This window comes from Allobosea sp. Root381 (genome assembly GCF_001429395.1).
Classification (GTDB): Bacteria; Pseudomonadota; Alphaproteobacteria; order Rhizobiales; family Beijerinckiaceae; genus Allobosea.
In genome coordinates, this window is sequence record NZ_LMJT01000006.1 from 91,225 (window position 1) to 117,310 (window position 26,086).

The following is a 26,086-nucleotide window of genomic DNA, read 5'->3' on the forward strand; positions in this document are numbered from 1 at the left end:
GGCCATCACGATCGGGTGTGGCCGGTTGCTGAGTTCAGGTCAGGCGCTCGCAGGCACGCCCTTCGGTTCCGCGCCCGCCCAGTCCTCCATCACCTGCTTCGCGCGGTGGGTTAGGGCATGCTTGCGGGCGACGCTCTTGGCCGGGCCCTTCAGCTTCTTGCCGTCGGGGCCATGCGTCGCCGCACCCTCCACCGGCGGGAACAGGCCGAAATTGATGTTCATCGGTTGGAAGGACCGCGGGCCTTCGTCGATCGTGACGATATGCCCGCCGGTGATATGATTGACGAGGGCGCCCAGCGCCGTCGTCGCTGGCGGCAGGTCGAGGTCATGGCCGAGGCGCTCGGCGGCGGCCATGCGGCCGGCGAGCAACCCCGTCGCAGCGCTCTCGACATAGCCCTCGCAGCCGGTGATCTGGCCGGCGAAGCGCAGCCGGGGATCAGCCTTCAGCCGCAGCCTGTCGTCGAGCAGCTTCGGCGAGTTGAGATAGGTGTTGCGATGGATGCCGCCGAGACGGGCGAACTCGGCATTCTGCAACCCGGGGATCATCCGGAAGATCGCGGCCTGTTCGCCATATTTCAGCTTGGTCTGGAAGCCGGTCATGTTGAACAGGGTGCCGAGCGCATTGTCCTGCCGAAGCTGCACGACCGCATAGGCCTTCACCGTCGGGTTGTGCTTGTTGGTCAGTCCGACCGGCTTCATCGGGCCCCAGCGCAGGGTCTCGCGGCCACGCTCGGCCATGACCTCGATCGGCAGGCAGCCGTCGAAATAGGGCGTGCCTTCCCATTCCTTGAACTCGGTCTTCTCGGCGGCGAGCAGCGCGTCGATGAAGCCCTCGTACTGGTCGCGGTCGAGCGGGCAGTTGATGTAGTCGGCGCCAGTGCCGCCGGGGCCGGCCTTGTCGTAGCGCGACTGGAACCAGGCCTGATCCATGTCGACCGAGTCGAAATGCACGATCGGCGCGATGGCGTCGAAGAAGGCGAGCGAATCCTCGCCGGTGAGCGACTGGATGCCCTGGGCCAGGGCAGGTGAGGTGAGCGGGCCGGTCGCGACGATGACGCTGTCCCACTCCGCGGGCGGCAATCCGGCGATTTCGCCGCGCGCGATGCTGACGAGCGGATGCACCTCCAGCGCAGCCGTGACCGCCTGGGAGAAGCCGTCGCGGTCGACCGCGAGCGCGCCGCCGGCCGGGACCTGATGGGCGTCACCCTTGGCCATGATCAGCGAGCCGAGCCGGCGCATCTCCCAATGCAACTGGCCGACCGCGTTGCTCAGCGAATCATCGGAGCGGAAGGAGTTCGAGCAGACGAGTTCGGCGAGCCCCTCGGTCTTGTGCGCGTCGGTGCCGCGCACGGGGCGCATCTCGTGAAGCACGACCGGGACGCCGGCCTCGGCGATCTGCCAGGCTGCTTCGGAGCCGGCGAGCCCGCCGCCGATGATGTGAATGGGTTCCATAGCCTGCGGATGTGTCCGCAGCCGCCCCGAAGGTCAAGGGATACGGGAGCCCGAAACGCAAAATGCCCGCTCGAAAGCGGGCATTCGCTCTACAACCGGTCTTCGCGAGGGGAGGGGAACGCGAGTCCGGGAGACACTACTCGTGACCGGCTCCCGTCAGGGAGCCGCATGCCATCCTCACGCGGCGTGGGTGCGCGCGATGAAGGCGATTTCCGAGCGCGACAGGCCGAGATCGTCGAGCTCGCGGTCGGTCAGGCGGGAGAGTTCGCGGACGGTCTCACGATAGCGGAGATAGGCGCGGATTTTGGCAGCGATCATGGAGAGAAACATGGTGGTCGTCCTAGTCAAGTTCCGGAGCGGGTCGGTGCCCACAGCGATAAATTCGTTGTGCACTGCAGATAAGACAGACGGTGCGCCGCAAACAGAGGCAGAAGGTCAGGTCCGTTATGCGATGAGTGCATGAACCTATCTTGATTTCTCCTTTTTTGGCGGCTCACCCGCGCTGAGTGGGTAACGCGTTGGTAAGATTTGAAAGAATGCAGCCTAAAAAACAGGCATTTATCCTGTTTCAACGGAGGCCCGAAAAGGTGTTGCCGCATTGTTGAGCGCCATGATGGGCTCTGCCGGTTGTGCGCCGCGGTGCAGGGTTTAATTCACCATATTCGCGGGGAATCGAACAGGGCAGCTATGATCCTTCGCGAATCGGGGCGGTTTCCGCCCGATTCCGGTGCAGGGCGCGTATTGCATGCGTAAGAGGCGCAGGGGCGGCAATGAATTCTGCCGTGCCGTCCCCACGCTGATGTTGCGCTGCGTCGTAAGGTCGCTCAGGCGCAGCGATCGAGCAGCCGGGCGGCCGCGGTGACGCCGTTCAGCGAGAAGGTGTAGCTCGTCTCGTTGCCGCGCGCGGAGCGCGCCGCGAGCACCATCTCGCTGCCGGCCCGCATGGCGGCGAGCAGTTCCGGCTCGCGTTCGAGCTGACGCAGCCAGGCATTGTTGCCCTGGGTGATCATCCGGAAGCTTTCGTCGCCGATCGTCACCGTGATCTCAGATTCCTTGGCGAAGGCGTAGCCGGCCTGCAGGCTCGACTCGGTGCGGTGTGCGCCGTCGCTCGACTGCACGAAGAAATGCACGTCGCCATGGCGCAATGTGGAAGGAGCAGCGGCGGTCGGCGCGGCGATGATAAAGCAGCGCCGGCTGTCACCCGAGCCATAGGCCGCGGCGTTCCAGTTGCTGAACGTGCCGAGCGTCGTCGCGGGGGCCGCGTAGGCAGGGGCCGCAGCCATCAGGGCGACAAGGGCGACGGCGGCGCGGGGCGCGAGGTTGTTCATTCTGATTCCTTTCGTCCGAAGCGGGCAGGGTGGAAAAAAGGGGTTAACGAGGCGTGACCAAGGCATACCCCTGCGGCGCCAAGGCGCAGGGGTGCCGTGAACCCTCATGCCGCTGCCGGCGCTGCGCGCGGTCCGGCCGGGGGACTTGATCCTCAACAATCCATGACCCGACGGGCTACCCCCAAAGAGCGGAAGGCGCGGACGCCGCAATGTTATAAGCTGCCCGTACCAAGGGGGAATTCAAAAATTCATCTTCTGAAACGGGAGCCGACCACTCCTGGCCATTTCGCGAGTGCTTGCGGGAGGGCAGCTCGATGCTTGTGCCTTTCTGAGGTCTGTTCGTCCCTTTTCTAGAAATACCGGAGGGATGCCTTGATGACATCTGTCCCGAGACGCGGCGATGGAACGCGCCGCAAGGTTCTCGTCCTGGGAGGCGACGGGTTTTGCGGTTGGCCAACGAGCCTGTACCTGTCCCGCCTCGGCTATGACGTGATGATCGTGGACGATTTCTCGCGGCGGCAGATAGACCGGGCTCTCGGCACCGATTCGCTTACGCCGATCCGGCCGATCGCGGAGCGGCTCGCGGCGTGGGAGGGCATCGGCGGCGGCCGCATCGGCTTCGTCGAGATGCGCGTCGGCGAGGACTATCCGCGCCTGCGCGATCTCCTCCTCGCGGTCCAGCCGCAGGCGATCGTGCATTTCGCCGAGCAGCGCTCGGCCCCATACTCGATGCGCTCGGCGCAGGAGAAACGATACACCGTCGGCGGCAATGTCGCCGCGACCCATGACCTGCTCTGCGCGCTGGCCGAGACTGGGCTCGACGCGTATCTCGTCCATCTCGGCTCGGTTGGCGTCTATGGCTACAGCTCGACCGGCTTTCCGCGCCCAGAGGGCTATCTGCGCGTCGGAGCGCAGACCCCGCGCGGAATCTTCGAGACCGAGATTCTCTATCCAGCCGATCCGGAGAGCATCTACCACCTGACCAAGGCGCTCGATCAACTCCTGCTGCAATACTATGCCAAGAACGACCGGCTGCGGGTCACGGACCTGCATCAGGGCATCGTCTGGGGCACGCAGACCGACGAGACCGCCGCCGACGAGCGCCTGATCAACCGCTTCGACTATGACGGCGACTACGGCACGGTGATCAACCGCTTCCTGATGCAGGCGGCGCTCGGCTATCCTCTCACCGTTCATGGCAGCGGCGGGCAGACGCGCGGCTTCATCCATATCCGCGACACGGTGCGCTGCATCGCGCTGGCGCTGTCGGAGCCGCCGGCCAGCGGCGAGCGGGTCAGGATACTGAACCAGGTCACCGAGACGCACCGGGTGATCGACCTCGCGCGGCTGATCTCGCGGATCAGCGGCACGCCGTTCCGGCATGTCGACAACCCGCGCCTCGAGCCCGAGGAGAACGAGCTCGACGTCAGCAATGCCGGGCTGATCGGCATGGGGCTCTCGCCGACCCGGCTGGAGGACGCGCTGCTGACCGAGGTTTCGGATATCGCCCGGCGCTATGCCCATCGCTGCGACCGGTCGAAGATTCCGAGCCGGTCGCTCTGGCATCCGGGGCTAGCCGGCGGGGCCGCGGCCGTCCCCGGCGCGCTGCCGACGTTCCGGCAGGTGGAGGCGGAGGAGCTGGAGCCCGCCATGCCACAGGAAGCCTGGCACGATCCACAGATAGCGGCGCCAGAGGCGGCGCGGCTCTGAGACCAGCCGCCAGAGCCATTGCACGGGCGACCGCCGGACCCAGGCCGGCGGCAGCGGCTTCGTTCCCGACAGGAAATCGAAGGCAGCGCCGACACCGATCATGACGGGCGCGTCGAGGCGCAACGCATGCGCGTCCATCCACAATTCCTGCTTCGGCGTGCTGAGCCCGACCCAGACGATGTCGGGCCGCGCCGCGTTGATGGCCTCGACCGTCGCGGCGTCCTCCTCCGGCGTCATCGGCCGGAAGGGCGGCGTGCAGGTGCCGACGACGTCGAGCCCCGGCATCGTCGCCTGCAGCCGGTCGCGCAGCGCCTCGGCGACGCCGTCGCCGCCGCCATAATAGAACTGGCGGTAGCCGCGCTGCGCCGAGATGATGCTGAGGCGGCGCATCAGCTCCGGCCCGTAGACCTGCCGGGTCTGCGGGAAGCCGAGCCAGCGCGCCATCATCGCCACCGGCGCGCCATCCGGCACCACCATGCCGGCCCGGCCATGCACGGCCATCAGATGCGCGTCGCTCTGGCTCTCCATGATGCCATGCGCGCTGGTGACGCAGACGAAGCCGCCCTTGCCGTCGGCGATCCATTGCTCGATGCGGGCGAGCGCGGCCTCCATGTCGACGGCGTCGACGCCGACGCCGAGGATGTTTGCGCGGGTTCTGGTCATGCTGGCTCCTGCTGTTCCCGGCGGGAGTCTAGCGCCGCGCCGGGCGGGGCCGGCCGGCTATTCCGGGGTAGCGGACGGGCAGGAGAGGGGCCCGCGCCGGTGGCAGCGGGCGCCCCGCACGGGAACCTCCGCGCCGCAGCGCCGTAGTTCCTGTTCATGCCCGGACGGCCGGGCCGCCCGCAGTTCCGGGCCCGATCCGCAGCAGATCCGATTGGGAGACGATGATGAAGCTCAGGAAGCTCGCTCTCGCCGACGCGACGATGGAACGCTCGCCCGGGCAGGAGGGCGAGATCTACACCGGCAACCTCGTCGACGAGCGCCATGGCGGGCCGGTCACGGTCGGCTATGGCCGCTGGGGCGCCGGCTCCGTGCTGGAACACGTGATGGCGGTCGACGACATCATGCTCGTGCTGGCCGGCCGGCTCTCGGTCTCGAGCGATGCCGGGACGGTCGAGATCGGCCCCGGCGAGATCGCCTACATGCCGAAGGGCGAGCGGGTGACCATCCGCGCCCATGACCAGGATACGATCACGGCCTATGTCACCTCGCCGCATTGGCGGGAGGCGGAGGGGTAGGCTCCTCCATCAGGCCGAAGCGGGCGATCTCGTCCTCGACGCGGGCCAGCGCCTTGGCCGTCGCCTCTTCGCCGTTCATGCCGGCGGCATAATTCTGGATCGAATAGCGCAGCAGCCGGCGGTTTTCGTCGGTCTGGGCGAGGATGAACTCGCTCAGGCAGTTCCAGTCGCTGCGCTTGCAGCTCTTCCGGCGCCCGCAGGACTTGTGGCGGCAATAGCGCCAGACCTCGAAGATGTCACCGAAACGGTGCAGGAGGATCGGCCGCATCCGCCGGTAGCTCCAGAAATCGGTCGGCACGGGGATGCCGCCGAAGGGCCGCTCGGGGCTGTAGCCGGCGCGGGCGGCGCGGATATCGGCGGCGGTGCCGGCGCGGATCCTGGCGTCGATGACGGCAGGGTCCTCGGCGGGCTTGTCGGTCGGCATGGCGGGCTCCGTGGCTTGCGAGGGCGCGCAGGCTCGCAGGGCGGCGGGCATGCGCAGGTGATCCGCCCGCGCGGATGCGCGGCGGTGGCGACAGGGGCTGGCGGAGCGCCGCGAGGCGCGAGAAAATCCGCATCCGTTGAGCCAGGACGCGGCGCGGCGGGGTTGAGCCACCCGTCGCACGCCCCGTGGCGCTCCGCCTTCGGCGATTTTGTAACTCCGGGCCGCGCTTCTCGTCCGTCGGCTCGGCTTCCCCTCGGTCCGCGATGCCAGCTCGGTTCTTCACCTCGTCGCATCTTGGGCCGGGTTCAGCCTCCCCGCCGATCCTCCCAGCGAGCTCCTCGCACAGGGGCCGTAGTACCCCCAGGGCGGTGCCCCGAAGCCTCCCGGGAGCGGGGCGTAACCCCCGCCCGCAGGCGCCGACCCTCACCCAACCTCCAGCATACCTCCGGACGGCCGCCCCGTTTGGGTGATGGGCGAAGGGAGGTTACGGCGGGTGAGGAGGGGCGGGGATTAGTTTGCTCCACCGCACTTTCACCTAACGACATGCAATAATTAAAGTATCTCATTCACTCTTACTGAAGGCAGAATGTTCGATTCTGACTGAGGCTCAGCTGTTAATCTTCCTGATTCGCATGATGTTTTCGTATTTAGTGCTACTCAGTTTTTCTCTTAGTCTACGACGAAGATTCTTCAGTTTATTAATTTCAACAGGAATATAAGGTACGCCAACCAATTTCATCCAGCGATCGAGAATTATTGATTGAACTTCTTCATCCTTATCTGAAATTGTAATTTTATTGAGGGTGAAGGCGTTAAATTTTTCGTTCTCCGCAAAAAGATGCTTCTTTAAACTATCGACGAATAGAGTATCAAAAGAGAGTGAGCCTGAGATAGCTTTCCAATAATCTCCGGATTCTGCGGAAAATTCACTTAGTATTCCTTTCGCTTCCCTTCCGGGACGAAATTCAGACATAATCTTATCCAAGATCTTAGCCGGAACGTAACAGTTCAAAGACTCTGTATGATGACGGATAAATTCATTGCCAGATCCTCGAATGAGCTCAAGAAGGTCGCCCTTTGACTTAAATCCAGCATACGCTATGCTAGGAGAAAACACGCTCGTAGCAATGCAGCGCAACGATAACGCCTTCGAGAATTCAATCAATGAATAGTCGATAGCTGTTTCATCGGAAATACCGCAATTGCAAATTGCAAAATTTAGATTATACTTCTTCAAAAAAGATGATCGGTTCAAGACTAGTCCGTCAGAACAATACAACCATGTTCTGCGATCCGAATATCGATAAGAATAGGCCGTTCTTATTCCAGGGTAGTCCGGGATTATTGAGGGATCTTCGATTAAAGAATTAATTGTGCTTACAATGAAGTCATCAACAACGTCCTCAAGTAATTCTTTTGCAAAAGGGAATGATCTAGAAGCCAGCTCATTCCTTTGGAGATTTAGTGGGAAGTGTCCAGAAAAATCAACAACCTCGATATTTGGATCAGAAAAAAGAAACTCATCTGAATCCATATAATTCCGGTAGTTTCCTTTTTTGTCATTTATAATAACGTTATTAACAGATATAGGCACTCCAGACCCAATGTAATTCCAGAAAATCGTGAAATGTTCAATGCATACCTTGTGCCAAATATCATCGATGGTGAAATTTAAAGAAGGCAAAATTAAACTACTATCGATATCAAGCGTTTCTCCGCCCATTGAGTATGCTAATGAGGGCTTTCGACCGAAATAAGAGCTTATCGGTAGCGTATAGGATAGTTTTCTCCACGATAAATTTGGCAAAGAATCCGAAATATTTTTTCCAACATGTTTGGGAATGTCGACACTTATTCGGGTCCCGACTGGGCAATCTAAGTACGTTATATTGATGGCATCGGTATCCATAGTTGCAGTGAAAGATAAGCCGCGACCCACCGGTGCTGAGTAGTGGCGCGTCTCAACGGAGATACGATTGCCAAGCAGGAAAGCTGCCAGAGCGCCTACGCCAAATCGCCCGGTACGTTGTACGCGTGATCGACCTTCGCCATCTTCGTATTGGCGCTTCCATGCGTCTGATTTACGGAAAGAGGCGCCGGCCTTCAGAAAATAGTCCCGCAAAGTCAAAAGCGTCATGCCAACGCCGCGATCGCTAATGACTATTTTGCCTACACAATTATCTTCATCCGAATTGAGAAATTCAACTTTAACATCATAATCGGTTTGCCACTGCATCGTTGGAGCAGGAATCTCTCCTGCGTCGACTAGGAGATTAAGTTCGCGAACCGCATCTAGTGCATTCTGCACAATTTCTCTAATTCCAACCATAATATCATTAGAATAGAGTGGCCCGACGAGAAGCTTTAAAAGCTCGGATTCTGATGTTGTGAAATTTATCCTCTGTGGAACGAAATCTGACTCCCGCTCAAAATCGTAAGTGTCATCAATATTTGATTTTACTCTACGAAATCGCAGCCCAAGCTTATTCAATTTATTATGGCTCTGCAATCCGAAAACTTCACCTAAAACGGCCCAAGTTTGATCAAGCTCTTGTTGAAGGCCGGTGACCCAGTGTTGCAGTCGCAAATATGCCTCCACGTCGGTAGGCTTTGCCTTTATATCAACAGACTCGGGGTCGGACACATTGGAAATATCCTCGACGCATTGATGAACTAGCCACTCGCGCGCCGAGATCGGGCTTCTCATCGTCGCCATTTTCGTTCGAGCAGTCGGCGCTCTTTCCGATTGAATCTGCAAATAGTCAGCGATTCTTAAGAGTGCCATCAAGAAAACTGGATGAGCGGATCTAGTTTCAATGCGGCCATGAAAGCGCTTTTCCAGATATTTAAACGTATCTCGAAGGGGAATGCCATGGCTGCGGGCAACAAGGCCGCTTAGTTCAATTGCGAAGAAAATGTCATCACTCTCTTCCGCATTGAATATTTTGAAGGTTGTGCCATTAGTAGATGGTATACCATAAATAGCAATTTCATGCGCAAGTCGAGCATGATGTCTACGAATGAATTCACCAGCTAATAGATAATCAAACTCTGACCAAACTTCAGATGAATTAGGAAAGCTTTCGACAGGCTTGAAATTAGTGCCAAATAAAGATTCTAGAGTCTTATCGTTAAATCTACGAGCCTCCGCCAAGAATGAAATCCATAGATCATGCCAAGGCGACTCATTAAAATGTGGGAGGGGCTTCCAAATACAGTTCTTGTCAATTAAGGAATAAAATCCATCTTTTGTTAGATGCAGCCCTGCATCATGCAGAAGGCAAGCATTAATCAGAATTGCAAAATCGGCGGCAGAAAGCAATTTAATTGAATCATCATTTGCAATTTCTATACTGGTGTTGAATACTAGTTCGATATGATTCATTGAATGGTCGGTATATTCTGGAAACAACTCCATCCGACTCGCATTTATATATTGCGATACTTTAGATATTGCGTGATAAGCAAGTGCTTGAAAGTGGGGTGACTGCTTTAGCGCGTCGATGAACCATCGAAGGCAATTTCATTGCGAGTGTGCTCGACGCTTTAGATTCGGTCTCGCATTATGTGTCATTAGTTCCGCTTGAGACAACAAGATCGACTAACGACACATACGCTCTCCAGCATGAATCGCTGCTAAATTTCTACTCCGCCGCTTCCCTTACGGCGCCTTTCCCCTTCTTGATCGGCCGCCGGTCCAGCACCTCCTTCAGGAAGCGCGCGGTGTGGCCCTTGCCGATGCGCACGATGTCCTCCGGCGTGCCTTCGGCCACCACCATGCCGCCGCCGTCGCCGCCTTCGGGGCCCATGTCGATCACCCAGTCGGCGGTCTTCACCACTTCGAGGTTGTGCTCGATCACCACCACCGAATTGCCCTGGTCGACCAGCTCGTGCAGCACCTCCATGAGCTTTGCGACATCATGGAAATGCAGGCCGGTCGTCGGCTCGTCGAGGATGTAGAGCGTGCGGCCGGTGGCGCGCTTCGAGAGCTCCTTCGAGAGCTTCACGCGCTGGGCTTCGCCGCCCGAGAGCGTCGTCGCCTGCTGGCCGACCTTGACGTAGTCGAGCCCGACGCGGTGCAGCGTCTCCATCTTGTCGCGGATCGAGGGTACTGCCTTGAACAGCAGCTTGGCCTCCTCGACCGACATGTCGAGCACGTCGGCGATGGATTTTTCGCGGTACTTCACCTCGAGCGTCTCGCGGTCGTAGCGCTTGCCCTTGCAGACGTCGCAGGTGACGTAGACGTCCGGCAGGAAGTGCATCTCGATCTTGATGACGCCGTCGCCCTGGCAGGCCTCGCAGCGGCCGCCCTTCACGTTGAACGAGAAGCGGCCGGCCTGGTAGCCGCGCGCCTTCGCCTCGGGCAGGCCGGCGAACCATTCGCGGATCGGCGTGAAGGCGCCGGTATAGGTCGCCGGGTTGGAGCGCGGCGTGCGGCCGATCGGCGACTGGTCGATGTCGATGACCTTGTCGAGATGCTCGATGCCCTCGATCCGGTCATGCGGCGCCGGGTGCTCGATCGAGCCGTTCAGCTTGCGCGCCACCGCCCGGTAGAGCGTGTCGATGACCAGCGTCGACTTGCCGCCGCCGGAGACGCCGGTGATGCAGGTGAAGAGCCCGAGCGGCACCTCGACATCGACGGATTTGAGGTTGTTGCCGCGGGCGCCGACGATCTTCAGCGCGCGGCCCTTGGTCGCCTTGCGGCGCTTGCCCGGCACCGCGACCGAGAGCTCGCCGGTGAGGTATTTGCCGGTGAGCGAGTTCGGGTCGTCGAGGATGTCCTGCGGCGTGCCCTTGGCGACGATGCGGCCGCCATGGATGCCGGCGCCGGGGCCGACATCGACGACGTAATCGGCGGTGAGGATCGCGTCCTCGTCATGCTCGACCACGATCACGGTGTTGCCGAGGTCGCGCAGGCGCCGGAGCGTGCCGAGCAGCCGCTCGTTGTCGCGCTGGTGCAGGCCGATCGAGGGCTCGTCCAGCACATAGAGCACGCCGGTGAGGCCGGAGCCGATCTGGCTGGCGAGGCGGATGCGCTGGCTCTCGCCGCCGGACAGCGTGCCCGAGGCGCGGGCCAGCGTCAGGTATTCCAGCCCGACATCGAGCAGGAAGGTCAGCCGGTCGCGGATCTCCTTGAGGATGCGCGGGGCGATCTCGTTCTGCTTCTTCGACAGCCGCGCGGGCAGGGCGGTGACCCAGTCGAGCGCGTCCTTGACCGAGAGCTTCGAGATCTCGCCGATATGGCGCATGTCGAGCTTGACCGCGAGCGCCTCGGGCTTGAGGCGATAGCCGTTGCAGGCGGCGCAGGGCGTCTCGGACATGAAGCGGCCGATCTCCTCGCGGGCCCAGTCCGACTCCGTCTCCTTCCAGCGCCGCTCCATATTGGTGATGACGCCCTCGAAGGGCTTCTTCACCTCATAGGCGCGCAGGCCGTCATTATACGCCATGCGCACGGGCTCGGAGCCGGTGCCGAACAGGATGGCGTTGCGCGCGGTCTCGGGCAGCTCCGACCAGGGCTTGTTCATGGAGAAGCCGAAATGCTTCGCCAGCGCCTCGAGCGTCTGGCCGTAATAGGGCGAGGTCGATTTGGCCCAGGGGGCGATGGCGCCCTTCTTCAGCGTCACCGAATGGTCCGGCACGATCATGTCCGGGTCGATGCGCATCTCGTGGCCGAGGCCGTCGCAGGCTGGGCAGGCGCCGAAGGGGTTGTTGAACGAGAACAGCCGGGGCTCGATCTCGGGGATCGTGAAGCCGGAGACCGGGCAGGCGAATTTCGAGGAGAAGGTGATGCGGCGGGCCTCGCCGTTCTCCTCCTTCTCGTCGGCATATTCGAAGACCGCGATGCCCTCGGTCAGCTCCAGCGCCTGCTCCAGCGAGTCGGCGAGGCGCGCGCCGAGATCGGGGCGGATGACGATGCGGTCGACCACCACGTCGATGTCGTGCTTGAACTTCTTGTCGAGCGCGGGCGCGTCCGGGATCTCGTAGAACTCGCCGTTGAGCTTGACCCGCTGGAAGCCGCGCTTCAGCCAGTCCGCCATCTCCTTGCGGAACTCGCCCTTGCGGCCGCGCACCACCGGCGCGAGCAGGTAGCCGCGCGTCTTCTCCGGCAGCTCGACGAGCCGGTCGACCATCTGCTGGACGGTCTGGCTCTCGATCGGCAGGCCGGTCGCGGGCGAATAGGGGATGCCGGCGCGCGCCCAGAGCAGGCGCATGTAGTCGTGGATCTCGGTGACGGTGCCGACCGTCGAGCGCGGGTTCTTCGAGGTCGTCTTCTGCTCGATCGAGATCGCCGGCGAGAGCCCGTCGATCTGGTCGACATCGGGCTTCTGCATCATCTCGAGGAACTGGCGGGCATAGGCCGAGAGGCTCTCGACATAGCGGCGCTGGCCTTCGGCATAGATCGTGTCGAAGGCGAGCGAGGACTTGCCCGAGCCCGAGAGGCCGGTGAACACCACGAGCTTGTCGCGCGGGATCGCGAGGTCGACGTTCTTTAGGTTGTGCTCGCGGGCGCCGCGCACCGAGATGACGCGCGATTCCGGCTTCTGCGCCTGATCGAACATCGCCTCCAGCGAGGCGGCCTGATCGGCGAGCGAGGACTTCTTGCCGGACGAGGAATTGCTGCCGGGCGAGGTTTTACGAGCCATGGGGGCGTCCGCGGGGATGAAGCCGTACAGATAGGGCAAATGCCGCGCCATGCCAGAGACGGCCGCGACGAGCCGCCATGTCTAGCACGCCGGCCGCGATGCAGGGCGGCCGATGCGGTCGATACTGACAGGATGTGGCAGGACTGGGCCGGGCCTTTCGGGGGCCGGCCGGGCCTTCAGCGGGGCAGCATCGAGCCGGTCTCGAGATAGCTCTTGTGCCAGGACAGGGACTCTCCGGGCAGGCAGGGCGTTTGCTGGCCGTAGGAGCCGGCCTGGGCGCGACGGTAATAGTCTTCGAGCGCCGGGCGGTAATCCGGATGCGCGCAGTTGGCGATGATGACCCTGGCTCGCTGCTTCGGGCTCAGGCCGCGAAGATCGGCGAGGCCTTGCTCGGTGATGATGACCTGCACATCCTGGGTGATGTGGTCGACATGGCTGACCTGCGGGACGATCGCCGAGATCGCGCCCTTCTTCGCCGTCGAGGGCGTCATGAAGATCGACAGGAAAGCGTTGCGGGCGAAGTCGCCCGAGCCGCCGATGCCGTTCTGGATGTAGGATCCCATGATGTGGGTCGAGTTCACATTGCCGTAGATGTCCGCCTCGATCAGGCCGTTCATCGCGATGCAGCCCAGCCGGCGCACCAGTTCGGGATGGTTGCTGATCTCCTGCGGGCGCAGGATCATCTTGTCGCGGTAGCGCGCCATGTCGGCGTTGAGCTTCTGAGCGGCGTCGGGGCTGACGGAGAAGGCGGTCGCCGAGGCGAAGGTCAGCTTGCCGGCATCGATCAGGTCGATCATCCCGTCCTGAATCACCTCGGTGTAGGAGGTCAGGTTCTCGAAGGGGGCGTCGAGCAGGCCGGCGAGCACGGCATTGGTGATGTTGCCGACGCCCGACTGCAGCGGCAGCAGCGAGGAGGGCAGCCGACCCTTGGCCACCTCGTGCCGCAGGAATTCGATAAGATGGCCGGCGATGGCGCCAGCGACCGCGTCCGGCGGCGAGTAGGGCGCGTTCCGGTCGGGCGTGTCGGTCTCGACGATCGCGATGACCTTCTCCGGATCGCAGCGCAGATAGGCCTCGCCGATGCGGTCCTGCGGCCTGACCAGCGGAATCGGCACGCGGTTCGGCGGCAGGGCGGTGCCGTAATAGATGTCGTGCATGCCCTCAAGGGCCGCGCTCTGCCAGTGATTGACCTCGAGGATCACCTTGCCGGCGCGGTCGAGCCAGGTCTTGTTGTTGCCGATGGAGGATGACGGGATCAGCGAGCCATCCGCACGGATGCCGGCGACCTCGATCACAGCGATGTCGAGCGGGCCGAGGAAACCCTGCCAGGCCATCGGCGCGACCTGCGAAAGATGCATGTCGAAATAGGACATCTTCCCGCTGTTGATCTTCTGGCGGGCGATGGGATCGGAGTTGTAGGGCAGGCGGAACTCGATGCCGTCGGCCTTGGCGAGGGCGCCGTCGAGCTCGGGTCCGGTCGAGGCGCCGGTCCAGACCTTGACGAGGAAGGGATCACCGGCGGCGTGCGCCGCCTCGATGCGGGCCGCCAGCGCCAGCGACACGGCCTTCGGATAGCCCGAGCCGGTGAAGCCGCTCAGGCCGAGCGTCGTGCCCGAAGGGATCAGGGCCGCGGCGGTCTCCGCCGTCGTCACCTTCGCGCGGAGTGCGGCGTTCGCAATGCGTGTCGTGGACATGGTCGAGCTCGTTTTCGGGGTCTTACACGCCGGGTTTCCGACAGCGTCAAGGCGGGGCGAGGCCTGCCGCTGCGTCGCATGGCGCGGCAGGAAGATCCCCGGAACGCCCGGCTCAGGCGGTTGCGGCGCCGAGATACTCCACCGCCGCCGCGATGCCGCCACTGCCGTGGGGGACGGCCAGCGCCTGCAGCGCCATCTCGACCGCGCCGAGCGCGCCCAGCACCATCGGCGCGTTGACATGGCCCATATGGGCGATGCGGAAGGCCCTGCCGCCGAGCTCGCCGATACCGATGCCGAGCTGCACGCCGCAGATGTCGCGGCAGTAATCGGTGATCGCCGCAGTATCGAAGCCATGGACGATAACGGGCGTGACGGACGGCGCGCGCTGCGCCGGCTCGGTGATGTTGAAGGCCAGCGACTGCCCCTCCGCCCAGCGCGAGACCGCGGCATGGGTGGCGCCGGCCAGCAGGGCGTGGCGCTTCCAGACCGCCTCCAGCCCCTCGGCGAGGATCATGTCCAGCGCCGCGCGCTGGCCGAAGAGCAGGTGCTCGGGGGCCGTGCCGCAGTGCTTCATATAGGCGACGGTGTCCATCCGGGACGACCAGTCCCAGTACAGCGTCTTCATCGTCGCGGTCTTGTGCGCCGCCAGCGCCTTCGCGTTCGCCGCGACGAAGGCGAGGCCGGGCGAGCTCATCAGCCCCTTCTGCGAGGCCGACATCGCGACGTCGACGCCCCAGGCGTCCATCTCGAAGGGCATGCAGCCGACCGAGGCGACGCCGTCGACCATGAAGAGGGCCGGGTGGCCGGCGGCATCGATCGCCCGGCGCATCGCCGGCACGTCGTTGACGACGCCAGAAGCGGTATCGATCTGCACCATCAGCACAGCCTTGATGGCGTGGCCGGTGTCGGCGCGCAGCCGCGCCTCGACGGCGGCCGGATCGATCGCAGCCCGCCAGGTTCCCGGCAGCACCTCGACATCCGCGCCCATGAAGGCCGCCATCTCGCCCCAGCCGATGGCGAAGCGCCCGCTCGCCAGCACCAGCACCTTGTCGCCGCGCGAGAGCACGTTGGTCAGCGCCGCCTCCCAGCCGCCATGGCCGTTGGCGGCATAGACGAAGGTCTCGCCGCTGGTGCGGAAGACCTGCTTGAGGTCGGCGAGGATCGAATCCGTCAGGTCGACGATCGAGGCGGAGCTGAGCTCCTCGGCCGGGCGCATCATCGCCTGCAGCACACGGTCGGGCAGGTTGGTCGGCCCCGGCATGGCGAGGAACTGCCGGCCGTTTGCAACGCTCATCGAAGGCATGTCCTCGCTGGCGCGCCGATGCCCGGCGCAGGGATCGGAGGCTTAGCGAGAGAGCGGGCCGGCAGGCAAGGCGCCGGGGCTGGTTTCGTCATGACTTTCCTTTCGCAGATGCATGACGTCCCTGCATGATTCCGGCTGGTCTCGGGCCCGATTTGGGTCCAACCGCTTAGCCGACACCGGAGAGGCGGGGCGCACCATCGCGGCGCCCCCGGCCCCGGATCGATCTTCGCGGACGAACGACAAGAAGACACGCCGGCCATGACCATCAGCCCGACCGCCAGCCCAGCCCGCAGCGCCGCCGCGATGCCGGTGCTGATCGCGCTCAGCGCGACCCATCTGCTCAACGACATGATGCAGTCGCTGATCCCGGCGATCTATCCGATCATCAAGACGGCCTATGGGCTGGATTTCGGGCAGATCGGCCTGATCACGCTGACCTTCCAGATCACCGCCTCGCTGTTCCAGCCGCTGGTCGGCGCCTATACCGACAAGAATCCGATGCCCTATTCGATGGTGGCGGGGATGGGCTTCACGCTGGCCGGGCTGATCGGGCTCGCCTATGCCGGCAGCTATCCGCTGCTGCTGCTCTCGGCCGGCTGCGTCGGCCTCGGCTCCTCGATCTTCCATCCCGAGGCGACGCGCATGGCGCGCAGCGCGTCGGGCGGCCGGCACGGTCTGGCGCAGGGCATCTTCCAGGTCGGCGGGCAGACGGGCGGGGCGTTGGGGCCGCTGCTGGCGGCCTTCATCATCGTGCCGCGGGGCCAGACCAGCCTCGCCTGGTTCTCCGCCGCCGCGCTGCTGGCGATGATGCTGCTGGCCTGGACCGCCGGGCGCCACGCCGCGCTGCAGCGCGTGCAGGCCGCGGCCAAGGCGGCGAAGCAGAGCGCCGGCCCCGTCGTCCGCGAGCGCTCGACGGCGGCGGTGGCCTTCGCCGCGACGATCCTCGTCATCCTGCTGTTCTCGAAGAACGCCTATTCGCAGAGCTTCAGCTCGTTCTACACCTTCTACCTGATCGGCAAGTTCGGCATCTCCGTGCAGAGCTCGCAGCTCATGCTGTTCCTGTTCCTCGCTTCTTCTGCGGCAGGCGCGCTCTTCGGCGGCATCCTCGGCGACAGGATCGGCCGCAACAAGATCATCTGGTTCTCGATCCTCGGCGCGCTGCCCTTCACGCTGGTGCTGCCCTTCGCCGACCTGTTCTGGACCGGCGCGCTGACGATCGTGATCAACATGATCATGTCGAGCGCCTTCGCGGCGATCCTGATCTATGCGATGGAGCTGATGCCCGGCCGGATCGGGCTGGTCGGCGGCTTGTTCTACGGGCTCTCCTTCGGGCTCGGCGGCATCGCGGCCGCCATGCTCGGCGAGCTGACCGACCGGATCGGCATCGAGGCAGTCTACCGGATCTGCGCCTTCCTGCCGGCGATCGGGCTGCTCGCCTGGTTCCTGCCGAAGATCACCGAGCCGCGGCACGGGTAGACGCTTTTTCGTCATTGCGAGCGAGCGAAGCAATCCAGGGGGCGTCGGGCTCTGCCGTCTCTGGATTGCTTCGCTGCGCTCGCAATGGCGGCAAGATATGCGCTCCTGCCACGCCTCGTGCGCCCGGATATGGTTAGATGCCGGCCGAACGTCGAGGAGGAGACGGCGATGGACGAGCTGCGCCCTTACCGGACCATGGCCTACAACAATCTCTGGGCCAATCACCGCCTGCTGAATGCCTGTGCCGGGCTCTCCCAGGCGGAATTCGCTGCCCCGCGCACGGGCTTCTTCCCGAGCCTGCGGGCGACGCTCAACCATATCCTGATCGTCGACCGGTTCTACATCGATGCGATGGAAGGCGGCCGGCTCGGTCCGGCCGCATGGGCGGAGCCGGAACCCTGCGAGACGCTAGCCGCCCTGAAGGCGGCGCAGGAGGAGATGGACCGGCGCCTGATCGCGGTGGTGGAGGGCGCCGCCCGGAACGGGCTTGTGCGCATCGTCGAGGTGCATCGCGGTTCGCGCATCCAGCGCGAGCAGCTCGACCGGCTGCTGCTCCACCTGTTCCAGCATCAGGTGCATCATCGCGGCCAGGCCCATGCCATGCTCAGCGGCACGTCGGTGGCGCCGCCGCAGCTCGACGAGTTCTTCTCGGTCGGCGAAGCGCCGCTGCGGGCGGGTGAATTCGCGATGCTCGGCCTGACGGAAGCCACGATCTGGGGCGAGAATGAGTTTGCGCCATAGGCTTGGCTGCGGCGGAAGCCGGCCCAATCGCGCCGCGACGAATTCGGGGGACAACGTCTGCTGAAGCGCTTGAACAAAACGGGAACATCGTTGATAGTGCGCCGATAGGCCGGTAGGGTCCGGCTCCGGTCGAACGCCGGTTTCGAAGTGCGCAGGAAATGGAGCCTCTCATGGCTGGTAGCGTCAACAAAGTCATTCTGGTCGGCAATCTCGGGCGCGATCCCGAAGTTCGCCGCCTCGGCTCGGGCGAGCCGGTGGTCAATCTGCGCATCGCGACCTCCGAAACCTGGCGCGACAAGCAGTCGGGCGAGAAGAAGGAGCGCACCGAGTGGCACTCGGTGGTAATCTTCAACGAGAACCTCGCCAAGGTTGCCGAGCAGTATCTGCGCAAGGGCTCGAAGATCTATATCGAGGGCCAGCTCCAGACCCGCAAATGGCAGGATCAGTCCGGCGTCGAGAAGTACACGACCGAGATCGTGCTGCAGCGCTTCCGCGGCGAGCTGACCATCCTCGACAGCCGCGGGCAGGGCGGTTCGGACGAGTATGGCGAGGGCGGCGGCTCGATGGAGGACCGCTCCTCCGGCTCGTCCTTCGGCCGCTCGAGCCCTATGGGCGGCGGCGGCTCGCGCCAGCCGGCGATGTCGGGCGGCGGTGGCGGTGGCGGCGGCTCGCGCTCCTCGTCGAGCCATCTCGACGACGATATCCCGTTCTAGAGCGCACTCGTTTTGCACGGAATCGTCATCCCGGAGCTGCGCTGCTTCACAGCTTGTCCGGGATGACGGCGTGTTTCCGAGAGAACTCAGCGTGCTCTCTAGCCGCGACAAGCTGCCTGCGGTTTTCGGGAAAAGCCGATGCAGGATCGAATATCTAGAGGCCATCTTCACCGACCGCGTCGCTGTCGCGCATGTCATCCGCAAGGTCCTGCTTCGGCAGATCGCCATCACGAACTACGTCAATCCTTTCTGAGCATTGCCTGCCGGTGTGAGTGCACGCCGGGATCCTGCCGCGCCCCCGCCGGATGAAAGATCGAGACCAGGGCGTTGTTCCCCTTGGCTGGCACGCCGCTTGCGATACCCTGAAACGGTGCGAGGCCTGCCTCATGCAGGGCCCCGCGTCACAGGGGAGGCCGGCATGACCACGAGGCGCAGATTTCTCCAGGCTGGCGCGGCGGCGCTGGCTTTTCCGGCACCGCGGCTCGCGCGGGCCGCCGATGCGAAGGTTCTGAAATTCGTTCCGCAGGGCGATCTCGCGGTGGTCGATCCGGTCTGGACGACGGCTACGGTCACGCGCAACCACGCCTTCATGGTCTATGACACCCTGTTCGGGCAGGACGAGACCTACAAGGCCCAGCCGCAAATGGCGGAGGGAGCGCTGGCCGAAGCCGACGGCAAGGCCTGGACGATCAGGCTGCGCGACGGGCTCAAATTCCATGACGGCACGCCGGTCCTGGCGCGCGACTGCGTCGCCAGCCTCACCCGTTGGGGCAAACGCGACTCCTTCGGCCAGACGTTGTTTGCCCTGACCGACGAGCTCGCAGCGGTCGATGACAGGACGCTGCGCTTCCGGCTGAAGAAGCCCTTCCCGCTGCTGCCCGACGCGCTCGCCAAGATGACCGCCTTCCTGCCGGTGATCATGCCCGAGCGGCTTGCCCAGACCGATGCCTTCACCCAGGTCACCGAGGTCGTCGGCAGCGGGCCGTTCCGCTTCGTCGCCAACGAGCGCCAGTCCGGCAGCCGAGCCGTCTACGAGAAATTCGCGGGCTATGTCCCCCGCAGCGACGGCAAGCCCGGTCGGACGGCCGGCCCCAAGATCGTCCATTTCGAGCGTGTCGAATGGCATACGCTGCCCGACCCGTCGACGGCGGCCGCGGCGCTGCAGAGCGGCGAGATCGACTGGGTCGAGCAGCCCTTGCCGGACCTGCTGCCGCTGCTCGCCGGCAACCCGGCGATCGAGGTCGCGGTCAAGGAAACCACCGGCGCGGTCGCGATCATGCGGATGAACCATCTGCATCCGCCGTTCGACATTCCGGCGATCCGTCGCGCGATCCTGCTGGCGATCGACCAGGCGGAGTTCATGGAGGCGGTCGGCGGGCCGGACAAATCGCTCTGGCGTGCCGGCGTCGGCGTTTTCCCGCCCGATACACCGATGGCGAACGATGCCGGCATGGAGGTGCTGAACAGCCCGCGCGACGTTGGCCGCGTGAAGCAGGCGCTCGCGGCGGCGGGCTACAACGGCGAGAAGGTCGTGCTGCTCGGCGTCACCGACCTCGCCAATCTCAAGGCGGAATGCGAGGTCGCCGGCGAGATGCTCAAGCGCATCGGCATGAATGTCGATTACCAGGCCATGGACTGGGGCACCGTCGTCACGCGGCGGGCCAAGAAGGAGCCGCCGGCGCAGGGCGGCTGGAACTGCTTCTTCACCGGCTGGAACGGCCTCGACATGTTCGAGCCCGTCGGCCATCTCTCGCTGCGCGGCAACGGCGCCAGTGCCTGGCCCGGCTGGCCGGTGGCGCCGAAGATCGAGGCGTTGCGCGATGCCTGGATCGAGGCTCCGGACCTTGCCGCCCAGCAGCGGATCGCGGCCGACATCCAGAAGCAGGTGTTCGAGGACGTGCCCTATGCGCCGCTCGGCCAGTATTTCCAGCCGACGGCCTATCGCCGGTCGCTGACCGGCGTGCTCGCGAGCTTCCCGACCTTCTGGAACGTGAAGAGGGTCTAGGTTTCGTCGCGTTTCCACAGGAACGCGGGCGTCATCCCGGATCTTGCTTGTTTCGCAGCTTGTCCGGGATGACATTTGGGGACCTTTCAGTTGCGCCTTGCCCAGCCGCCATGCGTTCGAGCGCGGCGGACGGCTCGCGTGCCGTCGGTATCGGCCACGCGTTCACCCATCATGCGTGTCAGGCCGCCAAGTGGCGGATGGGCAGGGCTATGACCGCGTTATGCCATCAGGGCAGGGCGCCTCTGCCGCAATGCATCCTTGCCCGCGCGGCGCTTCCCGGCGAAGGTCCGCGCATCATGAGCAGCATCGATCCTTCCGTCTCCGCCCTGTCTGTCTGGCTCGCGCTGGAAAGCCCCACCCACCACACGCCCGGCGTCAACGGCATGATGGACCTTGTCGCGAAGGAGGTCGAAGGCCTGCCGATCGCGGTCGAGCGACTGCCGGGCCGCGACGGCCTCGGCGACAGCCTGATCCTGCGCGCTGGCGTCGCCAATGGCGAGCCTGCGGTCGCGGTCATGTCGCATCTCGACACGGTCCATCCGGTCGGGACCAGCGCCCGCGACCTGCCCGTGCGGGTGGAGGGCGACAAGCTCTACGGGCCCGGCGTCTACGACATGAAGGGCGGGGCCTGGCTGGCGCTGCAGGCCTTCAAGGATGTCGCGAAGTCCGGCACGGCGAAGCGGCCGCTGGTCTTCCTGTTCACCGGCGACGAGGAAATCGGCTCTCCGACGACGCGCGGCGTCATCGAGGAGATCGGCCGCGCCTCCGCCGCCGTGCTGGTGACGGAGCCGGCCCGCGAGGGCGGCAAGATCGTCACGGCGCGGAAAGGCGTGGGGCGCTTCGAGGTCAAGTTCGAGGGACGGCCGGCGCATTCCGGCGCGCGCCATGCCGATGGCCGCAGCGCGATCCGCGAGGCGGCGCACCATATCCTCGCGATCGACGGCATGACCGATTACGGCCGCGGCATCACCACCAGCGTAGCCCTGATGGGCGGGGGCACCGCTGCCAACGTCATCCCGCAGCATGCCTGGTTCAGCGTCGACCTGCGCGTCACCACCGCGGCCGACGGCATCGAGATGGCGAAGCGCATCCTCGGCCTGAAGCCGCACGACCCGGATGTGAGGATTTCCATCAGCGGCGGCATGAACCGACCGCCTTATGAGAAGACGCCGGCCGTGGCCGCGCTTTTCGAGACGGCGCGGGGCGTGGCTGCCGGTGTCGGCTTCGAGCTGCAGGACTGCCCGATGACGGGGGGCGGCTCGGACGGCAACTTCACCGCCGCCTTCGGCGTGCCGACGCTGGACGGCCTCGGCATCGACGGCGCCGGCGCCCATACGCTCAGTGAATACGCACTGATTTCATCGATCGCCCCGCGCCGGGCGCTGATCAAGGGGCTGCTGGAAACGATTTGAAGCAGCAGAGGCGCGAGCAGGGCGCGCCGCCGGGGGCAACACTTAGTCAGTTGTGAAAGTTTTTCTTGACCGGGCCGATCGGTGACCTAATAGTTTCCGACATGGCTAAGTTTTCGACCGATCTGGACAGCGCCTTCTCCGCGCTCGCGGACCCCACCCGGCGGGCTATCGTCGGCTGCCTCTGCGAGGGCCCGAAGACAGTCAGCGAATTGTCCGCGCCCTTCGAGATGGCGCTGCCGTCTCTGCTCAAACATGTGCAGGTGCTCGAGCACAGCGGGCTGATCAGCTCGGAAAAAATCGGACGAGTGCGGACCTGCCGGCTCGATCCGCATGCTCTGCAGGCGACCGAGGCCTGGCTCAGGCAGCACATCGCCACTTGGGAGCGACGCCTCGACCGCATGGAAGCCCATATCGCGCGGATGAAGAGAAAGGATTGAAGGCATGAGCAGCCCGTTCAAGGCCGGCACCTCGCCCTGGGGTGGCTGGCCGCTCGACCGCGAAATCGTGCTGAGCCGCATCATCGATGCGCCGCGGAGCCTCGTCTACGCCGCCTGGGCGGATCCTGAACAGATCCAGGTCTGGTTCGGGCCGCAGGGGATGGCGATCGAGACAAAGGAGATCGCGCTGCGTCCCGGTGGGGTCTGGCGCTTCGACATGGTGGTCGCAGGGGGGCCGCGTTACGGCAACCGCATGGTCTTCCTGCGCATGGAGGAGCCGGCGCTGATCGAGGTCGAGCACGGTTCCGACAAGGACGACGATCCCGACCGCTTCAGGATGCTCGTCACGTTCGACGAGCAGAGCGACGGAAAAACCGTGCTGACGCTGCGCCAAATGCATCCGTCCAAGGAACGGCGCGAGGAGGTGATCGGCTTCGGTGCGGTCGAATATGGCGGGCAAACGCTGACGAAGCTGGCTCTCCATCTCGAGAGCCGCAAGGGCTGAAATGCTGTGCAACGAGAAAGGGGCTGCATCGCTGCAGCCCCTCGTGTCGTCGCAGCAGCAGCGGTCTCAAGCCCTGCCGTTCTCCTCCGGCGCCGGGCCGGCTTCGGCCTCTGTCTCGGCGTCCTCGCCCTCGCCATCGTCGCCGATGCACTCGACCGAGACGACCTTCTCGTCCTTGGCGGTGTTGAACACCGTGACGCCTTGCGTCGAGCGGCCGGCGATGCGGATGCGGTTGCCGGTTCCGGCATCGACGGGGACGCGGATGACCTGGCCGCCATTGGTGACCAGCATCAACTGGTCGCTGTCGACGACCGGGAAGGAGGCGACCAGCTTGCCGTTGCGGTCGTTGACGACCATGGCGACGATGCCCTTGCCGCCGCGACCGGTGACCCGATACTCGAAGGACGAAGTGCGCTTGCCGTAACCCTTCTCCGAGATCGTCAGGATGAACTGCTCGGCGAGCTGCATCTCCAGGCGCTTGGCCCCGAGTTCGACCTCACCCGCAGCTTCCTCGCCGTCGGCTGCGACCTCTGTGGCCTCCTCGCCTTCGCCGGTCAGGGCACGGCGTGCCGCAGCAGCATCCTTGAGATAGGTGGCGCGCTCGTCCGGCGTGGCGTCGAGATGGCGCAGGATCGCGAGCGAGATCACCTCGTCGCCCTTCGCCAGATTGATGCCGCGCACGCCGGTCGAATCGCGGCCCTTGAAGACGCGCACTTCAGGAACGGCGAAGCGGATGCACTGGCCGGCCGAGGTGGTCAGCAGCACGTCGTCGTTCTCGGTGCAGATCTGCACGTCGACGATGTGGTCGCCTTCGTCCAGCTTCATCGCAATCTTGCCGGCGCGGTTGACGTTGACGAAGTCGGACAGCTTGTTGCGGCGCACGCCGCCCGAAGCCGTCGCGAACATCACGTCGAGCGTCTCCCAGCTCGTCTCGTCCTCGGGCAGCGGCATGATCGTGGTGATGCGCTCGCCTTGGTCGAGCGGCAGCATGTTGACCAGCGCCTTGCCGCGCGCATTCGGCGCCGCCAGCGGCAGCCGCCAAACCTTCTCCTTGTAGACCTGACCCTCTGAGGAGAAGAACAGCACCGGCGTGTGCGTGCTGGCGACGAAGAGGCGGGAGACGAAATCCTCTTCCTTCGTCGACATGCCCGAGCGGCCCTTGCCGCCGCGCTTCTGGGCGCGATAGGTCGAGAGCGGCACGCGCTTGATGTAGCCGCCATGGCTGACGGTGACGACCATGTCCTCGCGGGCGATCAGGTCCTCGTCGTCGAGGTCGGAGCCCCAGTCCTGGATCACGGTGCGGCGCGGCGTCGCGAAGGCGGTCTTCACCGCCGCCAGCTCGTCCTTGATGATCGTCTGGATACGGGCGCGCGAGCGCAGGATGTCGAGATAGTCGGCGATCTCGGTCGCGAGCTTCTGCAGCTCGTCGCCGATCTCGTCGCGGCCGAGAGCGGTCAGGCGGGCGAGACGGAGCTCGAGGATCGCCTTGGCTTGCGCGTCGGAGAGGCGATAGGTGCCGTCGGGGTTGATCGGGTGCCGCGGATCGTCGACCAGCGCGATCAGCGGCGCGATGTCCTCGGCCGGCCAGTTGCGCGCCATCAGCGATTCATGCGCGGCGGACGGGGTCGGCGCCGTGCGGATGAGGCGGATGACCTCGTCGATATTGGCGACCGCCGTGGCGAGGCCGCAGAGCACATGGGCGCGCTCGCGGGCCTTGTTGAGCAGATAGCGCGTGCGCCGGGAGACGACCTCCTCGCGGAACTCGACGAAGGCCGAGATGAAGTCCCGCAGGTTCAGCACTTCCGGGCGGCCGCCTGTCAGCGCGACCATGTTGGCGCCGAAGGACGTCTGCAGCTGCGAGAAACGGTAGAGCTGGTTCAGCACGACATCGGCGAGCGCGTCGCGCTTGATCTCGATGACGACGCGCACGCCCTCGCGGCTGGATTCGTCGCGCAGGTCGGAGATGCCCTCGATGCGCTTCTCGCGCACCATGTCGGCGATCTTCTCGACCATCGAGGCCTTGTTCACCTGATAGGGAACCTCGGTGACGACGATCGCCTCGCGCTCCTTGCGCATCTCCTCGATATGCGTCTTCGCGCGCATCACGATCGAGCCGCGGCCGGTGTGATAGGCCGAGTGGATGCCGCTGCGGCCCATGATCGAGGCGCCGGTCGGGAAGTCCGGCCCGGGGACGATCTCGATCAACTCGTCGATGGTGATCTCGGGATTGTCGATCAGCGCGACGCAGGCGTCGATGACCTCGCCGAGATTATGCGGCGGGATGTTGGTGGCCATGCCCACCGCGATGCCGCCGGCGCCGTTGACGAGGAGGTTCGGGTAGCGGGCCGGCAGGACCGTCGGCTCATGCTCCTTGCCGTCGTAGTTGGCCTGGAAATCGACCGTGTCGAGGTCGAGGTCTTCCAGCAGCGGCATCGCCGCCTTGTCGAGCCTGGCCTCGGTGTAGCGATCGGCCGCCGCGCTGTCGCCGTCCATCGAGCCGAAATTGCCCTGGCCGTCGATCAGCGGCAGGCGCAGCGAGAAGTCCTGCGCCATGCGCACCAGCGCGTCATAGACCGCGAGATTGCCGTGCGGATGGTACTTACCCATCGTGTCGCCGACGATACGGGCGCATTTGGTGTAGGGCCGCTCGGGCAGGTTCTTGTTCTCGTGCATCGAGAACAGGATGCGGCGATGGACAGGCTTCAGGCCGTCGCGGACGTCGGGCAGAGCGCGGCTCACGATCACGCTCATGGCGTAATCGAGATAGCTCTTCTTCATCTCGTCGGTGATGGCGATCGGCTTGATGTCGCCGCCGAAATGCGGCTCGTCCGGGCGCTTGTCGTCTGTTTCGTCGCTCAAGGGATTGGGTCCCGATTCCTGCTTGTTTTCAAGCTTCTGGCTATCCGATTCCGGCCGTTGAAGCCAGCAAAAGCCGGCACTGTCCCGTCAAAAAATAGCGTCTTTTATTCAATGGCTTACGCTCTAAATCGAGGCGGTCCCGAAA

Annotated in this window: 19 protein-coding genes and 1 pseudogene; 10 read left to right on the plus strand and 10 right to left on the minus strand. The window is 64.2% G+C overall.

What is annotated here, in order from left to right:
* Positions 1–39: 39 nt before the first annotated feature.
* The 3 genes from trmFO to ASE63_RS08020 all read right to left on the minus strand — a co-directional run bounded on the left by trmFO (position 40) and on the right by ASE63_RS08020 (position 2,780).
* Positions 40–1,452: a methylenetetrahydrofolate--tRNA-(uracil(54)-C(5))-methyltransferase (FADH(2)-oxidizing) TrmFO gene (trmFO, locus tag ASE63_RS08015; protein WP_056799245.1), complete on the minus strand. Its 1,413-nt coding sequence runs from the start codon at positions 1,450–1,452 to the stop codon at positions 40–42.
* Between the two features lie 177 nt (positions 1,453–1,629).
* Complete coding sequence (locus tag ASE63_RS26435; RefSeq protein ID WP_156410244.1) at positions 1,630–1,782, minus strand: DUF1127 domain-containing protein; 153 nt, start codon at positions 1,780–1,782, stop codon at positions 1,630–1,632.
* A gap of 494 nt (positions 1,783–2,276) precedes the next feature.
* Positions 2,277–2,780 (minus strand): invasion associated locus B family protein, encoded by a 504-nt coding sequence (locus ASE63_RS08020; protein ID WP_056799247.1) that lies wholly within the window; start codon positions 2,778–2,780, stop codon positions 2,277–2,279.
* Between the two features lie 375 nt (positions 2,781–3,155).
* Here ASE63_RS08020 and ASE63_RS08025 point away from each other — a divergent pair, with 375 nt between their 5' ends.
* The gene (locus ASE63_RS08025) at positions 3,156–4,490 is read left to right on the plus strand and encodes an NAD-dependent epimerase/dehydratase family protein (RefSeq protein WP_082609750.1); all 1,335 of its coding nucleotides are present in this window, start codon (positions 3,156–3,158) and stop codon (positions 4,488–4,490) included.
* A 27-nt stretch (positions 4,491–4,517) separates the two neighbouring features.
* On the opposite strand, the pseudogene ASE63_RS28300 reads toward ASE63_RS08025, so the two are convergent.
* A pseudogene (locus tag ASE63_RS28300) lies at positions 4,518–5,153 on the minus strand (WecB/TagA/CpsF family glycosyltransferase); the annotation flags it as partial.
* 224 nt (positions 5,154–5,377) lie between these two features.
* On the opposite strand from ASE63_RS28300, the gene ASE63_RS08035 reads away from it, so the two are divergent.
* A complete protein-coding gene (locus tag ASE63_RS08035; RefSeq protein ID WP_056799336.1) occupies positions 5,378–5,728 on the plus strand; it encodes an AraC family ligand binding domain-containing protein in 351 nt (116 codons plus the stop codon).
* Here ASE63_RS08035 and ASE63_RS08040 read toward each other — a convergent pair.
* The 5 genes from ASE63_RS08040 to ASE63_RS08055 all read right to left on the minus strand — a co-directional run bounded on the left by ASE63_RS08040 (position 5,694) and on the right by ASE63_RS08055 (position 15,784).
* Positions 5,694–6,152 carry a hypothetical protein gene (locus ASE63_RS08040; protein ID WP_156410245.1) on the minus strand — a complete coding sequence of 153 codons (459 nt, stop codon included), beginning with the start codon at positions 6,150–6,152 and terminating at the stop codon, positions 5,694–5,696. The two genes, ASE63_RS08035 and ASE63_RS08040, sit on opposite strands and share 35 nt — an antisense overlap.
* Before the next feature lie 607 nt (positions 6,153–6,759).
* Positions 6,760–9,537 (minus strand): ATP-binding protein, encoded by a 2,778-nt coding sequence (locus ASE63_RS26445; protein ID WP_162261736.1) that lies wholly within the window; start codon positions 9,535–9,537, stop codon positions 6,760–6,762.
* A gap of 259 nt (positions 9,538–9,796) precedes the next feature.
* Positions 9,797–12,712 carry an excinuclease ABC subunit UvrA gene (gene uvrA / locus ASE63_RS08045; RefSeq protein ID WP_244491331.1) on the minus strand — a complete coding sequence of 972 codons (2,916 nt, stop codon included), beginning with the start codon at positions 12,710–12,712 and terminating at the stop codon, positions 9,797–9,799.
* Between the two features lie 260 nt (positions 12,713–12,972).
* Positions 12,973–14,490, minus strand: coding sequence for an acetyl-CoA hydrolase/transferase family protein (locus ASE63_RS08050; RefSeq protein ID WP_056799252.1), 1,518 nt, complete (start codon positions 14,488–14,490; stop codon positions 12,973–12,975).
* Positions 14,491–14,602: 112 nt separating this feature from the next.
* Positions 14,603–15,784 (minus strand): aminotransferase class V-fold PLP-dependent enzyme, encoded by a 1,182-nt coding sequence (locus ASE63_RS08055; protein WP_056799342.1) that lies wholly within the window; start codon positions 15,782–15,784, stop codon positions 14,603–14,605.
* Between the two features lie 267 nt (positions 15,785–16,051).
* On the opposite strand from ASE63_RS08055, the gene ASE63_RS08060 reads away from it, so the two are divergent.
* The 8 genes from ASE63_RS08060 to ASE63_RS08090 all read left to right on the plus strand — a co-directional run bounded on the left by ASE63_RS08060 (position 16,052) and on the right by ASE63_RS08090 (position 23,082).
* Positions 16,052–17,269, plus strand: coding sequence for an MFS transporter (locus ASE63_RS08060; RefSeq protein ID WP_056799258.1), 1,218 nt, complete (start codon positions 16,052–16,054; stop codon positions 17,267–17,269).
* Positions 17,270–17,437: 168 nt separating this feature from the next.
* Positions 17,438–18,010, plus strand: coding sequence for a DinB family protein (locus ASE63_RS08065; RefSeq protein WP_056799260.1), 573 nt, complete (start codon positions 17,438–17,440; stop codon positions 18,008–18,010).
* A gap of 170 nt (positions 18,011–18,180) precedes the next feature.
* On the plus strand, positions 18,181–18,723 hold the full coding sequence (gene ssb, locus ASE63_RS08070) for a single-stranded DNA-binding protein (RefSeq protein ID WP_056799347.1): 543 nt from the start codon (positions 18,181–18,183) through the stop codon (positions 18,721–18,723).
* A 70-nt stretch (positions 18,724–18,793) separates the two neighbouring features.
* On the plus strand, positions 18,794–18,976 hold the full coding sequence (locus ASE63_RS27120; RefSeq protein ID WP_156410246.1) for a hypothetical protein: 183 nt from the start codon (positions 18,794–18,796) through the stop codon (positions 18,974–18,976).
* Between the two features lie 165 nt (positions 18,977–19,141).
* The gene (locus tag ASE63_RS08075) at positions 19,142–20,728 is read left to right on the plus strand and encodes an ABC transporter substrate-binding protein (RefSeq protein WP_056799261.1); all 1,587 of its coding nucleotides are present in this window, start codon (positions 19,142–19,144) and stop codon (positions 20,726–20,728) included.
* Positions 20,729–21,024: 296 nt separating this feature from the next.
* Positions 21,025–22,140, plus strand: coding sequence for a M20 family metallopeptidase (locus tag ASE63_RS08080; protein WP_056799267.1), 1,116 nt, complete (start codon positions 21,025–21,027; stop codon positions 22,138–22,140).
* Between the two features lie 65 nt (positions 22,141–22,205).
* Positions 22,206–22,577 carry a metalloregulator ArsR/SmtB family transcription factor gene (locus ASE63_RS08085; protein ID WP_244491326.1) on the plus strand — a complete coding sequence of 124 codons (372 nt, stop codon included), beginning with the start codon at positions 22,206–22,208 and terminating at the stop codon, positions 22,575–22,577.
* 4 nt (positions 22,578–22,581) lie between these two features.
* Entirely contained in the window at positions 22,582–23,082 is a 501-nt protein-coding gene (locus tag ASE63_RS08090; RefSeq protein ID WP_056799272.1) for an SRPBCC family protein, read from the plus strand.
* A 66-nt stretch (positions 23,083–23,148) separates the two neighbouring features.
* Here ASE63_RS08090 and gyrA read toward each other — a convergent pair whose 3' ends face one another.
* Positions 23,149–25,941, minus strand: coding sequence for a DNA gyrase subunit A (gene gyrA / locus ASE63_RS08095; RefSeq protein WP_056799275.1), 2,793 nt, complete (start codon positions 25,939–25,941; stop codon positions 23,149–23,151).
* Positions 25,942–26,086: the final 145 nt, after the last annotated feature.